18 protein-coding genes and 3 tRNA genes are annotated in these 13803 nt (G+C 57.4%); 9 read left to right on the top strand and 12 right to left on the bottom strand.

Annotated elements, in window-relative coordinates; translation table 11 throughout:
• Positions 1-62: 62 nt before the first annotated feature.
• Positions 63-1139 carry a 3-deoxy-7-phosphoheptulonate synthase gene (locus NL64_RS05520; protein ID WP_034147146.1) on the bottom strand — a complete coding sequence of 359 codons (1077 nt, stop codon included), beginning with the start codon at positions 1137-1139 and terminating at the stop codon, positions 63-65.
• A 337-nt stretch (positions 1140-1476) separates the two neighbouring features.
• On the bottom strand, positions 1477-1605 hold the full coding sequence (locus NL64_RS30890; protein ID WP_263386139.1) for a hypothetical protein: 129 nt from the start codon (positions 1603-1605) through the stop codon (positions 1477-1479).
• 173 nt (positions 1606-1778) lie between these two features.
• On the opposite strand from NL64_RS30890, the gene NL64_RS05515 reads away from it, so the two are divergent.
• The 8 genes from NL64_RS05515 (at position 1779) to NL64_RS30345 (ending at position 6210) form a co-directional block, all read left to right on the top strand.
• On the top strand, positions 1779-2222 hold the full coding sequence (locus NL64_RS05515; RefSeq protein ID WP_034147145.1) for a GNAT family N-acetyltransferase: 444 nt from the start codon (positions 1779-1781) through the stop codon (positions 2220-2222).
• A 126-nt stretch (positions 2223-2348) separates the two neighbouring features.
• Positions 2349-2990: a response regulator transcription factor GacA gene (gene gacA / locus NL64_RS05510; RefSeq protein ID WP_008015884.1), complete on the top strand. Its 642-nt coding sequence runs from the start codon at positions 2349-2351 to the stop codon at positions 2988-2990.
• Between the two features lie 2 nt (positions 2991-2992).
• Positions 2993-4816 carry an excinuclease ABC subunit UvrC gene (uvrC, locus tag NL64_RS05505; RefSeq protein WP_034147144.1) on the top strand — a complete coding sequence of 608 codons (1824 nt, stop codon included), beginning with the start codon at positions 2993-2995 and terminating at the stop codon, positions 4814-4816.
• A gap of 32 nt (positions 4817-4848) precedes the next feature.
• Positions 4849-5409, top strand: coding sequence for a CDP-diacylglycerol--glycerol-3-phosphate 3-phosphatidyltransferase (gene pgsA, locus NL64_RS05500; protein WP_034147143.1), 561 nt, complete (start codon positions 4849-4851; stop codon positions 5407-5409).
• A gap of 63 nt (positions 5410-5472) precedes the next feature.
• Positions 5473-5548, top strand: a tRNA-Gly gene (locus tag NL64_RS05495).
• A 46-nt stretch (positions 5549-5594) separates the two neighbouring features.
• A tRNA-Cys gene (locus tag NL64_RS05490) sits at positions 5595-5668 on the top strand.
• A 196-nt stretch (positions 5669-5864) separates the two neighbouring features.
• Positions 5865-5951: transfer RNA gene (locus NL64_RS05485), tRNA-Leu, on the top strand.
• A gap of 82 nt (positions 5952-6033) precedes the next feature.
• A complete protein-coding gene (locus NL64_RS30345) occupies positions 6034-6210 on the top strand; it encodes a hypothetical protein (protein WP_172668644.1) in 177 nt (58 codons plus the stop codon).
• Between the two features lie 218 nt (positions 6211-6428).
• On the opposite strand, the gene NL64_RS05480 is transcribed toward NL64_RS30345, so the two are convergent.
• The 3 genes from NL64_RS05480 to NL64_RS05470 all read right to left on the bottom strand — a co-directional run bounded on the left by NL64_RS05480 (position 6429) and on the right by NL64_RS05470 (position 7996).
• Positions 6429-6809 (bottom strand): hypothetical protein, encoded by a 381-nt coding sequence (locus NL64_RS05480; RefSeq protein ID WP_317846751.1) that lies wholly within the window; start codon positions 6807-6809, stop codon positions 6429-6431.
• 39 nt (positions 6810-6848) lie between these two features.
• Complete coding sequence (locus NL64_RS29360; protein WP_080757866.1) at positions 6849-7058, bottom strand: hypothetical protein; 210 nt, start codon at positions 7056-7058, stop codon at positions 6849-6851.
• A gap of 101 nt (positions 7059-7159) precedes the next feature.
• Positions 7160-7996 (bottom strand): NAD(P)H-binding protein, encoded by an 837-nt coding sequence (locus tag NL64_RS05470; protein WP_034147141.1) that lies wholly within the window; start codon positions 7994-7996, stop codon positions 7160-7162.
• A 178-nt stretch (positions 7997-8174) separates the two neighbouring features.
• Between NL64_RS05470 and NL64_RS05465 the strand changes: the two genes are divergently transcribed.
• Entirely contained in the window at positions 8175-8831 is a 657-nt protein-coding gene (locus tag NL64_RS05465; protein ID WP_034147140.1) for a TetR/AcrR family transcriptional regulator, read from the top strand.
• Positions 8832-8888: 57 nt separating this feature from the next.
• Here NL64_RS05465 and NL64_RS05460 read toward each other — a convergent pair whose 3' ends face one another.
• The 7 genes from NL64_RS05460 to modA form a co-directional block, all read right to left on the bottom strand.
• Positions 8889-9173 (bottom strand): hypothetical protein, encoded by a 285-nt coding sequence (locus tag NL64_RS05460; protein ID WP_034147139.1) that lies wholly within the window; start codon positions 9171-9173, stop codon positions 8889-8891.
• A 209-nt stretch (positions 9174-9382) separates the two neighbouring features.
• The gene (locus NL64_RS05455) at positions 9383-9613 is read right to left on the bottom strand and encodes a hypothetical protein (RefSeq protein WP_034147138.1); all 231 of its coding nucleotides are present in this window, start codon (positions 9611-9613) and stop codon (positions 9383-9385) included.
• A gap of 126 nt (positions 9614-9739) precedes the next feature.
• The gene (locus NL64_RS05450; protein WP_034147137.1) at positions 9740-9961 is read right to left on the bottom strand and encodes a hypothetical protein; all 222 of its coding nucleotides are present in this window, start codon (positions 9959-9961) and stop codon (positions 9740-9742) included.
• Between the two features lie 72 nt (positions 9962-10033).
• A complete protein-coding gene (locus NL64_RS05445) occupies positions 10034-11053 on the bottom strand; it encodes a DNA topoisomerase IB (RefSeq protein ID WP_034147136.1) in 1020 nt (339 codons plus the stop codon).
• A 74-nt stretch (positions 11054-11127) separates the two neighbouring features.
• Complete coding sequence (modC, locus tag NL64_RS05440; protein WP_034147135.1) at positions 11128-12207, bottom strand: molybdenum ABC transporter ATP-binding protein; 1080 nt, start codon at positions 12205-12207, stop codon at positions 11128-11130.
• Between the two features lie 3 nt (positions 12208-12210).
• Positions 12211-12891 carry a molybdate ABC transporter permease subunit gene (gene modB / locus NL64_RS05435; protein ID WP_034147134.1) on the bottom strand — a complete coding sequence of 227 codons (681 nt, stop codon included), beginning with the start codon at positions 12889-12891 and terminating at the stop codon, positions 12211-12213.
• Positions 12892-13659, bottom strand: coding sequence for a molybdate ABC transporter substrate-binding protein (modA, locus tag NL64_RS05430; RefSeq protein WP_034147133.1), 768 nt, complete (start codon positions 13657-13659; stop codon positions 12892-12894).
• Between the last annotated feature and the right edge of the window lie 144 nt (positions 13660-13803).

Genomic DNA, 13803 nt, shown 5'->3' with positions numbered 1-13803 from the left:
CATGGCTGACTGCCAAGCCGTTCCCGAATGAGGACGGCTTGGCGGGTGAAGGTCATCCGAAGTCAATTGCCGCCTTGCGCACGCAGACGTTCCGCTGCCTGACGCAGCAGATGTTCCGTCCCACTCCAGCCCAGGCAACCATCGGTGATCGACACGCCGTATTTCAGAGATTGACTCAACGGTTGGCAACCTTCGAACAAATGACTTTCGATCATCATGCCGATGAGCGAGCGGTCACCTTGCAGGCGTTGTTCAAGGACGTCATTGAACACCGCTGGTTGGCGCAACGGATCTTTACCGCTGTTGGCGTGGCTGCAGTCGACCATGATTCGTGCCGGGATCTTCAGTCTGGTCAGGTCGCCATGCATCTTGGCAACGCTCGTGCGGTCGTAGTTCGGTCCGTTGTGCCCACCGCGCAGCACCAGGTGGGTGTCCGCATTGCCCTGAGTTTGAATAATGGCGGGATGCCCCTGGCTGTCGACACCGAAATGGCGATGTGGATGGGCGGCAGAGCGCATGGCGTCACAAGCAACAGCGACACCACCATCGGTGCCGTTCTTGAAGCCGACCGGCATGCTCAGGCCGCTGGCCATCTCGCGATGGATCTGTGATTCGGTGGTGCGAGCACCGATGGCCACCCAGCTCAACAGATCGTCGAAGTAGCCGGCAGCCATGGGCTGTAGCAGTTCGGTCGCAACCGGCAAGCCCAGCATTAGCATTTGGCGCATCAACTCGCGGGACAGGGTCAGGCCGCCGGCCATGTCGTCGCTTCCATCCAGGTGCGGATCGTAGGCGAGGCCTTTCCAGCCGACAGTGGTGCGGGGTTTTTCGACGTAGGCGCGCATCACCAGCAGCATTTCGTCGCTGACCTCGGCGGCGAGGCGAGCCAGGTTGTGGGCGTATTCGAGCGCTGACTTGGGGTCGTGAATCGAGCAGGGGCCGACGATGACGAGCAGGAGGGAGTCTTCACCGTTGAGGATCGCGCGGACCGCCTCGCGGTGCGCAGCGACCTGTTGGGTCAGGGCGGTGCTGAGTGGCAATTGTTGTTTGAGTTGCAATGAGCTCGGCAGGCGCAGGGTCAGCGCTTCATTGGCAGGGCTCAGGGTGGATAGTGGCAAAGCAGAGACGGACGAGTTCATGTTCAGGCTTCCTGGGCTGGCGGCGGGTTCGGTCCCGCTCGCTCGGCCCTACTGGGGTGTTCGACAATTGGCCGGATTGGCTACGAGTGTGCGCTTGCCACCTGTGGGTGACCGATCGGAGGCGGCAGGCTGTCCCGAGCGGAGGGTGGTAAATCGCCAGGCGAAAAAACTGTCGTAACGGTAATAAGTGGCGTAGTTCATTTTCTAAATCCTCAAGTTGTCTGGTGTGTCGCTAAAAAATCTGGGGGCCGAAAAAACAAAACCCCCGGTCGGGAGGCCGACCGGGGGTTGAAAATTCTCTGGTGGCGACCCGTTTGATATGGGCGCCGTGTGGGTATCAGGCGCGCCAGTGGCTAAACCAATACCCAAAATAAAAGCTGACCGAAGCACAAACGTCGTTCACCCGGGCAGCCGCAACCGAGCGCAGGGCGCTGGTGGTATGAAGCTGTGAGAGGGCGTTGAACATGGTTTGACTCCGATGGATGCGCCGAGCTTACTCGAGGCTGGTGCGAGGATTCAATCAGAAATTGCTATTGATGTTTAGCGACGTTTTCTATCGCTTGGATGCTGCGAAGGGTGTGACACTCTCCCTTTCTTACGGATACACAGAGGGACTAATCATGCGCTCGTGGAGGCTTGATGGTATTTGAGTGGCGCCACGGGTCTGATCGCGACCTCGATTTTGCCCGCGATCTGAGCCGCAGCAACATGCTGCGTTACTACATTCAGCACAGCCTGCTGTGGCAAGACGAGGCCTTCGACGTCGCTTGGGCAGGACGTGAACACCGGATCATCACGCACACTGATAATCGCGTGGGTTACGTCAGCCTGAGCCGAGACGCCAGGGCTCTTTATATCCGCGAACTGCACATTGCCGAAGCTTTCCGCGGGCAGGGTGCTGGTTCCTGGGTGATCGACCAGGTAATGGCCATCGCGCGAAAGGAGCGACGCCCGGCATTGCGGCTGACGGTTTTCGAAAACAACCCGGCGCGATCGTTGTATGAAAGAAAGGGACTACAGGTGGTCGGGAAGGACGAGTGTTTCCTGAGAATGCAGCTGGATGTCAATGGCTCGCATCGCTGAAACACGCTAGGCACAAGCCTTTCAAGATGAATTGAAACTTTTTATATGACGCTTTCCGCTAGGTCTGCCAGTTGCTTTTTGCTAAGGTGTCGGCAACCCAATAAGACCATATCGCGAGGTGTCTGCTTGATTAGGGTGCTAGTAGTCGATGACCATGATCTCGTTCGTACAGGCATTACACGAATGCTGGCTGACATCGATGGCCTGCAAGTAGTCGGCCAGGCTGAATCAGGTGAAGAATCCCTGTTGAAGGCGCGTGAGCTGAAACCCGATGTGGTTTTGATGGACGTCAAGATGCCGGGGATCGGCGGCCTTGAGGCCACTCGAAAATTGCTGCGCAGCCATCCGGACATCAAAGTCGTCGCAGTGACTGTATGCGAGGAAGATCCGTTTCCTACAAGGCTGCTGCAAGCCGGCGCCGCAGGTTACTTGACCAAAGGCGCGGGTCTGCCGGAAATGGTCCAGGCCATCCGATTGGTGTTCGCCGGTCAACGCTACATCAGCCCGCAAATTGCCCAGCAACTGGCGATCAAATCTTTCCAGCCGACCAACGATTCGCCTTTCGACGCCCTGTCGGAGCGGGAAATCCAGATCGCGTTGATGATCGTGGGTTGCCAAAAGGTCCAGATCATTTCCGACAAGTTGTGCCTGTCGCCGAAAACCGTGAACACCTACCGTTACCGCATTTTCGAGAAGCTCTCGATCAGCAGTGATGTCGAGTTGACGCTGTTGGCGGTCCGTCACGGCATGGTCGACGCCAGCCTCTGAAAATGACCGAGACCTTTGATCCAAGCGCTTTTCTGTCAACCGTCAGTGGGCGCCCCGGTGTGTATCGCATGTTCGACAGCGACGCGCGCCTGCTCTATGTCGGCAAGGCCAAGAACCTCAAGAATCGCCTGTCGAGTTACTTTCGCAAAACCGGTCTGGCACCCAAGACCGCTGCACTGGTCGCACGTATCGCACAGGTCGAAACGACCATCACGGCCAATGAAACCGAGGCATTACTGCTTGAACAGACACTGATCAAGGAGTGGCGCCCGCCGTACAACATCCTGCTGCGTGACGATAAATCCTACCCTTATGTTTATCTCTCGGACGGCGATTTCCCACGCCTGAGCATCCATCGCGGTGCCAAGAAGGCCAAGGGCAAGTATTTCGGTCCTTATCCCAGTGCCGGCGCGATTCGCGAAAGCCTGAGCCTGCTGCAAAAAACGTTTTTCGTTCGGCAGTGTGAAGACAGTTATTACAAGAACCGTACTCGCCCTTGTCTGCAATACCAGATCAAACGCTGCAAGGCACCTTGCGTCGGTCTGGTGGATCCCGAGGTGTACGCCGAAGACGTGCGGCACTCGGTGATGTTCCTTGAGGGGCGCAGTAATGCGCTTACGGATGAGTTGTCCGCCGGGATGGAAGAGGCGGCGATCAACCTCGAGTTCGAGCGTGCCGCCGAATTGCGCGACCAGATCTCGCTGCTTCGTCGTGTTCAGGATCAGCAGAGCATGGAAGGCGGGACGGGTGATGTCGACGTGATTGCGGCATTCGTCAATCCGGGTGGCGCTTGCGTACATTTGATCAGCGTGCGCGGTGGGCGAGTCCTCGGAAGCAAGAACTTCTTTCCGCAGGTCGGTATTGAAGAGGACGTTTCCGAAGTCATGGCCGCGTTTCTCGGCCAATACTTCATCAGCAGTCCCGAACGCGACTTGCCAAGCGAACTGATCGTCAACGTGGTCCACGAAGACTTTCCGACATTGATCGCGGCCATTGACGAGTTGCGCGGTCGCGAGCTGACCATCAGTCACCGGGTTCGTGGTACACGAGCGCGCTGGCAGCAATTGGCAGTGACCAATGCCGAGCAGGCACTGGGCGCGCGCCTGGCCAACCGACAACACGTGGCCGCACGTTTCGAAGCGCTGGCAGAAGTGTTGAAACTGGACGAGCCACCACAACGCCTCGAATGCTACGACATCAGTCACTCCAGTGGCGAAGCGACCGTTGCCTCGTGTGTGGTCTTCGGTCCCGAAGGTCCGATCAAGTCCGACTACCGTCGCTATAACATCGAAGGCGTAACGGCGGGCGACGACTACGCGGCGATGCATCAAGCGCTGACCCGGCGCTTCAGCAAGCTGAAGGACGGGGAGGGCAAACTCCCGGACATTTTGTTGGTGGACGGTGGCAAGGGGCAGTTGTCCATGGCTCGCGACGTGCTCAATGAGCTGGCGGTGCCGGACCTGATCCTGCTCGGCGTAGCCAAAGGCGCAACACGCAAGGCCGGTTTCGAAACCTTGTACCTCAATGACGCCGCCCACGAATTCACGTTGCGCGGAGATTCCCCCGCGCTGCATTTGATCCAGCAGATTCGCGACGAAGCCCACCGTTTCGCCATTACCGGGCACCGCGCCCGCCGTGGCAAAACCCGTCGTACGTCTACACTTGAGGGCGTCGCCGGCGTCGGGCCGACCCGTCGCCGCGATTTGTTGAAACATTTTGGTGGATTGCAGGAGCTGTCTCGTGCCAGCATCGAAGAGATCGCCAAAGCACCCGGGATCAGTAAAAAGCTCGCAGAGTTGATTTATGCAAATCTGCACAGCGAGTAGAATGCCACCTCACCTCGTAGCCAGTTGTGCCGATGAATATCCCTAATCTGATTACCGTTCTACGCGTCCTGCTCATACCGATCTTTATTTTGCTGTTCTACCTGCCTTACCAATGGAGCTACCTGGCTTCCGCCTCGGTGTTCGCATTTGCCGCCGCCACTGACTGGCTGGACGGGTATCTTGCCCGCCGTCTGGAACAAAGCACGCCGTTCGGGGCTTTTCTCGATCCTGTTGCCGACAAGCTGATGGTTGCCGTTGCACTGGTATTGCTGGTGCAGGAACACGGTAACCTGTGGCTCACGCTGCCGGCTGCAGTCATCATTGGTCGCGAGATCGTGGTGTCCGCTCTGCGGGAGTGGATGGCCGAGCTCGGCGCTCGCGCACACGTTGCCGTATCGAACCTGGGCAAATGGAAAACCGCTGCGCAAATGCTCGCACTGGTCATCCTGTTGGCCAATCCCAAGGACTTCAGCTTCTGGGTTCTGATGGGTTACGTACTGTTGATGGTGTCTGCTGGCCTGACTTTGTGGTCCATGGTCCAGTACTTGCGGGCTGCCTGGCCGCATCTGAAGACCGACGTTGAAAAGAAATAAAACTTTTTTGAATCAAAGGGTTGACGGGGCTTCTGGATTCTATAGAATGCGCCACACCAAGACGCGGGAATAGCTCAGTTGGTAGAGCACGACCTTGCCAAGGTCGGGGTCGCGAGTTCGAGTCTCGTTTCCCGCTCCAAGTTTGTACACGTTTGTTGTTGAGCTACTGGCAACAAATGTTTTGAGGCCGAGTAGCAAAATGGTTATGCAGCGGATTGCAAATCCGCCTACGCCGGTTCGATTCCGACCTCGGCCTCCACTAATAAACAAGCTCCGTAGATCAATGATTTACGGAGCTTTTTTATTTGCACAGTCCTGCAAGATTTAGTCTTGAAAAGGACAGATGCGAACTTGCTTCACCGGGACGGGATGTATATATTTCCCCCTCTGCTGCACAAGCGTCAGGACTGCCAGATCGTTATTGGCCAAGACTCAGACTGCTTTATCGCGCTACCGCCCGAATGGCGAAACTGGTAGACGCATGGGACTTAAAATCCCCCGCTCGTAAGGGCGTGCCGGTTCGATTCCGGCTTCGGGCACCATCTTAAATCAAGGGTTTGCGGGCGAAAGCTGATGCAAGCCCTTGTTTGTTTCCGGGTTGAAAAATTTAAAGGAGAGGGTGCTATGGACAAGGCATTTCGAAACCCGCTGTTTCTCTGTGGTATCCCGTTGGTGATTTGCGGATTCAGTTTTGGTCTGACCGGGCTGCTCACCGAAGGGACGTTCGCGTATGTAGCTCCGGGCCTGCTTATCCCAGGATGTGCGTTCATGTTGATCGGATGGATGCAAAGGAATAAGTGAGAACCCGCGGATGGGTCAATCAGCCAGGCCCTATAACGCGATGTCCGACATTATCCCAACTACCAGAATCGAAAAAGCCCGGCATTTAGCCGGGCTTTCTGTAGATGGGCCAAATCCTTTTGGCTGATCCCATTGTGCTTGCTGGATGTGACGTGCGCATGACAGAAAGCAGAGAATCGACGCTGTACCGGGCTGGGACAAACAAGCGTTACTGACGCTTAACTCCCGGCTCTACTACCACCTTGAGTCGTTCCATCGTCCTTTGAGTCCGACGCGCCCGTGTCTTTTTTCATGGTTTCAGAATCGGCGCCGGAGTTGGACCCAGCAGCTTCCTCACCTTTTTTGTTGGCCTTTTCTTCGTTGGATTCAGAGGGGATTGGGTGAGTGCCGGGAATAGTCGCGGCCTCCGTTGCCTCGGTGGCAAGCGCTACAAGCGGGCACGTCGAGAGGAAACTCGCGAAGGTGAGGGCAGTGATTATTCTGTTCATCATTGTGGTCTTCCGAAAGAGATATAGATGTTGGAAGAACTGGGGCAGGGAAGGTGCTGGGAGGCTGACGAGCGGCAGAAATGGAAAACCCAGCCATTGGCTGGGTTTCAACTATGTGCTCCGAGCCACTGGCCCAGAAGTGAACGGCCATTACTGAGTAGCGTCGTCGCTCGCCAGATTCGGTTTACGTCGATCACTGCCGGCAGGATTGCCGGAATTGATCAGTCTTCTTTCCAGCAAAATATTCTGCAACGCCTGACGATCTGATGGGTTCAGCTGATGCTCTCGCTCCCTGAGTTCTAGCAGGATCGGGCTCGACCATTTGCGATAAGTTTGTTCGGCACTACGAATGGATGACATCTCTTCCTCCTTGATCAGGCTCCCGCCCATAAAGGAACGCAGTTCGACACGAAAGAGACCCTAGTTGAGGAAGCTGAATGCCGCCAATGCATTGCGTCGGACTAGTCCCCGCTTGCCCAGACTGCCGTAGCGGCGGTGCGCTGGACATAGTCACTGAAGTCGCGCGCCGGGCGGCCCAGGGCACGCTGCACGCCATCGGTAACCGCTGTGTTGCGGCCGTCGAGCACGGTGGTGAACAGATACAGCACAAGGTTGATTAGTTGCGCTGGCAGCTGTTCCTGCTCCAGCGCATCGCGATAGGCGTCCGGTGGGACGGCCACAAAATTTATATCGCGATGTGTCGCGCGGGCGATCTCGGCGACGGCTTCGGAAAACGTTATCGCTCGTGGTCCTGTCAGTTCATAGAGTTGGTCGGAATGCCCGGTTTGGGTCAACGCGGCGACGGCGATTTCAGCGATGTCTTCTACATCGACAAATGGCTCCGCGATGTTGCCGACAGGTAGCGCCAACTCGCCTTGCAGGATCGGCTCAAGAAAATGCGCTTCACTGAAGTTCTGGCAGAACCAGCTCGCGCGCAGGATTGTCCAGTCGACGCCGCTGTTCTGCACGACGCGTTCGGCCTGTTCTGCTTCGTGTTCACCGCGTCCGGATAACAACACTAATTTTCGGACGCCGTTCCTGACGGCCAGGTCAGTGAACGCCTGGACTGTTTCGAGGGCGCCGGGCACTGCGAGGTCCGGTTGATAGGAAATGTAAACCGCGTGAACACCATTGAGCGCGGCGTCCCAGGTCGATCGGTCTTCCCAGTCGAAGGCCGGAATTGCTGCGCGGGATCCCCGGCGCACGGGCAAGCCCGCGGCCTCGAGCCGTTGTGCGATCCTTCCGCCGGTTTTGCCATTTGCGCCGAGAATCAGGATGGTTTCTTGATTGTGGTCCATCGCGTTCATCTCCATCGGTTAATGTGAGTGATGCTCACGTTTAAAAGATGATAAACGCTCACGTTCTCTCGTCAATCACCAGAAACGTATAAACCGACGTACGGATCTGCCTATTGGGCGGGCACGTTCGCAGTGCTAAGGTGAGGCAATGTCATGTTATTGATCGGGTAGTATCTCCGTGCGCAAAAAGACTTCCGACGCGATTAACCATCCAGTTTCCGAGCCGACTCGACGCAACCCAACGCAACGACGCAGCCGCGAGCGTCAGGAGCGGATTCTCGCCGTAGCGACGCAGTTGATTGCGGCCAAGGGCAGCGATCAGTTGAAGATGAGTGAGATTGCTGAGCGCTCGGAAATTTCGATCGGTTCTCTGTATCAATACTTTCCTGACAAAAGTTCAGTCATCCGCACATTGGCCGAGCGCTACAACGCCGAAAGCCGTCGTTGCATCGAGGAGGCGCTGGGGGCGGTCGAGGATATGCAAGGACTGCAAGCGGCCTTTTCTGGATTGCTTGATGAGTATTACGAGATTGTTCTGTCTACGCCGGCGATGCGTGATATCTGGTCTGGTATGCAGGCCGACAAGCAACTGCTGGAACTGGAACTGCAAGAAAGCCGACTCGCAGGTTCGATGCTTGCGGCCGCGATGCTTCGAGCACATCCAGGTGCGGACCCGGTGCGGATGGCGGATGCTGCTTTCCTGATCTGGCACCTGGGGGAGGCGACCATGAGGCTGGCGGTTTCTTCCGCGCCAGAAGAAGGGCGTCGGCTGGTTGAGGCGTTCAGACGCATGTCGCTGCGCGAAATCATGCAGCCAGCGTTGCTGATCGATTGAGCTCGCAGGCAAAAACCGGAAAACCGGGCCAGGTTGATCGGCCCGGTTTTCTTCTATCTAAACGAAAGCCTGACCACGAAATCCCCGTGGCAGTCTTTGTCTTCCGGTCATGGCGGTCAGCCGCTCGGTCCAGGTCTGGCGCCAGTCATTGCCCGTATGGGTGACTTTCGATTTGCGTGACGCGCGGCGTGCAGCATTGCGCTGGGCTTTGCGTGCTTCTTTGTACGCGTCGGTGTTGCGGCAACTTCTGCATTTCACCCGGTTTAGTTCACGGGTTGAGGTGAGGTTGTTGCCTTTGTGACCGCAGGCAAGGTGCCCGCTGATTTTGAAGTGAGTGACCATCGGACGTCTCCTCGTGACGTGTGATCGTTTGACCTCTCGTAATCGGTGACGTTCTTTGGCGAGGTAAAAGCGCAAAAAAAATCCCGGCGCCTGGCCGGGTTGGGGGAGAAACAGAGAAACTTCAGACAGGCACATGCCCGGTGACAGCAACGTCGCCGATCATGCGTCCGGTGTCAGGCTGTGTATTCGCATCGAGCTTGCAGATCGAATCATCTGAACCGCGGCAGAGGCCGATCAACCGGTTTTAGCGCCGACAGGGTGTTGCGGATCAGGGGCGTGTCTTTCTCGATGTCGTTGAGACGATCGCGAATTCTGAGGGCGGTTGGATGTCCGCCTTGATGATCGACCCAATCGGCGATTTCCTTGCAGGCGGCTGCCAGGCGAACCTGACGCGAATCAAGCAGGGTGAGCAGGGTGGTGATGGACTCTTTTTCGGACATGGGAAACACCTCCGTTGAAGAAACCTGGCAAATGGCAGTAAAAAGCCCGCTGGAGGCGAGCTTTCTACCGATTGGCGCTGTTCCTTCAGCTCTCTTCAGTATAGACCCGTAACAGGTACGTAAACGTCAGCCTTGCCGGGCTGTGATTTGTGACTTTGCATTCAGCTGCTGGCAGAAATACCGCGCGTCTTCTTCAAGATCGTAGCCGTCACCGATGAAGCCGTTGGTGCGGGTGTCGACGATGCGGTACCAGACCGCGGCGTCAGGCGGCTGATGGCCGATTTCGCCCTCCCGCCGACCATGAATGATGATCTTGTTGCAACGCTTCACGATAAAAATGTCTTCCATGGCCTCACCGCGGCTGATTCGTGTACACATCAACTATAGAAGTCATTTGTAATCGTGCAAAAAATAGGCAGGTCAATTCGTCGGCTCAGACACCATTTTCTCCAACAACATCGCCAACCCGACTTCCTCGACACGCAGGCCTTTACGTACTCTCGGCCTCGGCAACTCCGCCAATGCGCCCAGCACAAAACCTTGTAGTACCGCCGGATGGATGTAGCACTTGCGGCACACCGCCGGGGTATTCCCGAGCTGTTTGGCAACGTTTTTTACCATCTCCACCACGTGCCGTTTCGCCTCGGATTCCGGTTGCCATTGCAACTTGCGCAAGGCTGCCAGGGCCAGGGCGCTGCCAGCCCAAGTGCGGTAGTCCTTGGCCGTGAAGTCGGCACCGGTCAGTGTTTGCAGATAGGCGTTTACGTCGTTAGACGTGATGGTGTGTCGTTCACCATTTTCATCGATGTACTGAAAGAGGTTTTGCCCGGGAATTTCCTGGCAACGCTTGATAATCCGCGCCAGCCGCCGGTCCTTCACAGTGATCTGATGCTCGACGCCACTCTTGCCGCGAAACTGGAACAGGATCGCACTGCCGTTGACCTCGACATGGCGGTTGCGCAAGGTGGTCAGGCCATAGGAACGGTTATCCCGCGCATATTGGCTGTTGCCGACCCGGATTAACGTCGCATCAAGCAAGGTGATAACCGTGGCCATGACTTTGTCACGGCTGAAACCCGGAGCGTCCAGCAACGCTTCCAGTTGTTTACGCAGTTTCGGCAGCGCCAGGCCGAAATCCCGTAGGCGTGAATACTTGTCGGTATCGCGCACTTCTCGCCAGCGTGGATGATAGCGGTACTGCTTGCGCCCTCTGGCGTCGCGGCCGGTGGCTTGCAAATGGCCGCGCGGATCGGCGCAAATCCACACGTCGGTGTAGGCCGGTGGCACCGCGAGCGCGTTGATGCGCTTGATCTCATCGGCGTCGGTGATGCGTTGACCCGCCGGGTCGAAATAGCAGAACTTGCCGCGCAGTTTCCTGCGGGTGAGTCCCGGTTGGGTGTCATCGACGTAATGCAGGTCGGGCGGGAGTGCATCTGGCATGGCAGTTGTCCTTGGCGAGGAGTCAGGGGCCGTTACAGCCATTGACCCCACGCCGCGGCAGTCGTGCCAGTGAGTTACGCCAGCACCGCGACAGCCTTGATTTGCGCCCAGAGTTGTTGGCCGGGATGCACGTTCAATTGGTCGCCGGAATAGCGAGTGATACGCGCCAGAAGCGGCGTACCTGCCGCGTCGAGGCGGACCAGCACATGGGCGGTGTTGTCGGCACCCATTTCACTGACGACAGTGACCGGCAGCCGATTGAGAATGCTGCTTTGTTCGACGCTGTGCAGGCTCAGGCTGACATCCCGCGCCTGCACCTTGCAGCGCAGCGCCTGACCCGGTGCCATGGGTGTGTGCGTCACGCGAATGTTCAGGACCGTGTCGGGCAGTTGCAACGTCAGCAACTGGTAGTTGGGATCGTAGGCACTGACGTTGCCTTCGATCACCACGCCAGCGTCATCGCCCATTGCCAGTGGCAAATCCAGCCGAGCGAGGGTTTGTCCGATCGGACCGCTGGCCAGTGCTTTGCCTTCGCTGAGCAGGACAATGTGGTCGGCCAATCTCGCCACCTCATCCTGAGAGTGGCTGACGTACAGCACCGGAATGTCCAATTCATCGTGAAGCCGTTGCAGGTAAGGCAGGATTTCGCTTTTGCGTTGGGAATCCAGGGCGGCCAGCGGTTCGTCCATCAGCAACAGTTTCGGGCTGGTGAGAAGGGCGCGGGCCATGCCTACGCGCTGTCGCTCACCGCCAGAAAGGTGCTGCGGATGCCGGTCCAGCAAATGGCTGATCCCTAGCAGTTCTGTCGCGTGTGCCAGGTCGACCCGGCGCTGTTGTTTCGGGATTCGTTTCAGTCCGAATTCCAGGTTGGCCAATACCGATAGATGCGGGAACAGACTGGCTTCCTGAAAGACATAACCCAGGGCGCGTTTATGCGGCGCCACGAAAATCTTCTTTTCGCTGTCCTGCCACACTTCATCGTTGACCTGGATAAACCCCTGATCGACCTTTTCAAGGCCGGCGATACAGCGCAGGCACGTGGTTTTGCCCGAGCCCGAATGACCGTAAAGCGCCGTGACACCGCGGCCAGGCAGTTGCAGGTCGACATCGAGGGCAAACCCTGAATAAGCAAGTTTAAGGCGTGTGTGAATCATCGATCAGCTCCAGCCCGCTTTGGTTTTACGGCTGGAGTACAGCGCCAGCAACACCGCAAAGGAGAACACCAGCATCGTCCCGGCCAGCCAATGCGCCTGGGCATATTCCATGGCTTCAACGTGATCGTAAATCTGCACCGAAACCACCCGGGTTTTGTCCGGGATGTTGCCGCCGATCATCAGCACCACGCCAAATTCGCCGACGGTGTGGGCGAATCCAAGGATGGCGGCGGTGATGAAACCTGGCCGGGCCAGGGGCAGGGTGACGCTGAAGAACGTGTCCCAGGGATTGGCGCGCAACGTCGCGGCCACTTCCAGCGGGCGGGTGCCAATGGCGGAAAAAGCGTTTTGCAGAGGCTGGACCACAAACGGCATCGAGTACAGCACCGAGCCGATGACCAGGCCTGCAAAACTGAACGTCAGGGTGCCCAGCCCCAGTGATTGGGTGAACTGGCCGACAAACCCGTGGGGACCGAGCGCCAGCAACAGATAAAAGCCGATCACCGTGGGCGGCAGCACCAGGGGCAGGGCGACGATTGCGCCGACCGGGCCGCGCAGCCAGGACTGGGTGCGCGCGAGCCATAACGCAAGGGGAGTGCCGATTACCAGCAGGATAACGGTCGTCAGGGACGCCAGTTTCAGGGTCAGCCAGATGGCGGAAAAGTCGGCACTCGTGAGCGTCATTTAGAGTTGGTAACCGTAGGATTTGATGACAGCGGCGGCTTTTGGACCCTTGAGGTAGTCAACCAGCGCCTTGGCGGCGGGATTGTCCTTGCCCTTGTTGAGGATCACGGCGTCCTGTTTGATCGGGTCATGCAGGTCCGCCGGAACGATCCACGCCGAACCGCTGGTGATTTTGCCGTCCTTGTAGATTTGCGACAAGGCAACGAAGCCCAGCTCGGCGTTGCCGGTAGAGACGAATTGATAGGCCTGGGTGATGTTCTGGCCTTCAACGATCTTGTCCTTGACCTTGTCGGTCAAGCCTTGCTTGGCCAATACCTGAGTTGCGGCGAGGCCGTAAGGCGCGGCTTTCGGGTTGGCGATGGACAGATGCTGATACTTGTTGTCAGCCAGCACTTTGCCTTGGGCGTCGACATAGCCTTCTTTGGCCGACCACAGTGCCAGCGTGCCGATGGCATAAGTGAAGCGCGAGCCTTTGACCGTGTCGCCTTCGGCTTCGAGTTTTTGCGCGGTGGTGTCGTCCGCCGAGAGGAACACTTCGAACGGCGCGCCATTCTTGATCTGGGTGTAGAACTGACCTGTCGCGCCGAAGGAGGTCACCAGTTTATGCCCGGTGTCTTTTTCGAAATCTGCTGCGATCGCCTGAATCGGCGCGGTGAAATTGGCAGCGACAGCGACCTGGACTTCGTCCGCCTGAGCAGAGCCCAAGGCGAATACGGCGAGCAGGCTCGCCAGGCAGGTGGGGGCAAAACGTGAGGCACGAATGGTCATGAAACGGCTCCGTTGAAGGCACATGTAGCGAGGGGCTGAAAACGCTATATAAATAAATATATAGCGAAATGCCTGCAAACGGAACTTGGCTGTATTGAACTGGATTGTGAGCACTACCCTGTGGCGAGGGAGCTTGCTCCCGTT

Source organism: Pseudomonas fluorescens, assembly GCF_000802965.1.
GTDB classification, from domain to species: Bacteria; Pseudomonadota; Gammaproteobacteria; order Pseudomonadales; family Pseudomonadaceae; genus Aquipseudomonas; species Aquipseudomonas fluorescens_A.
This window is presented reverse-complemented; position numbering and strand designations above follow the sequence as displayed.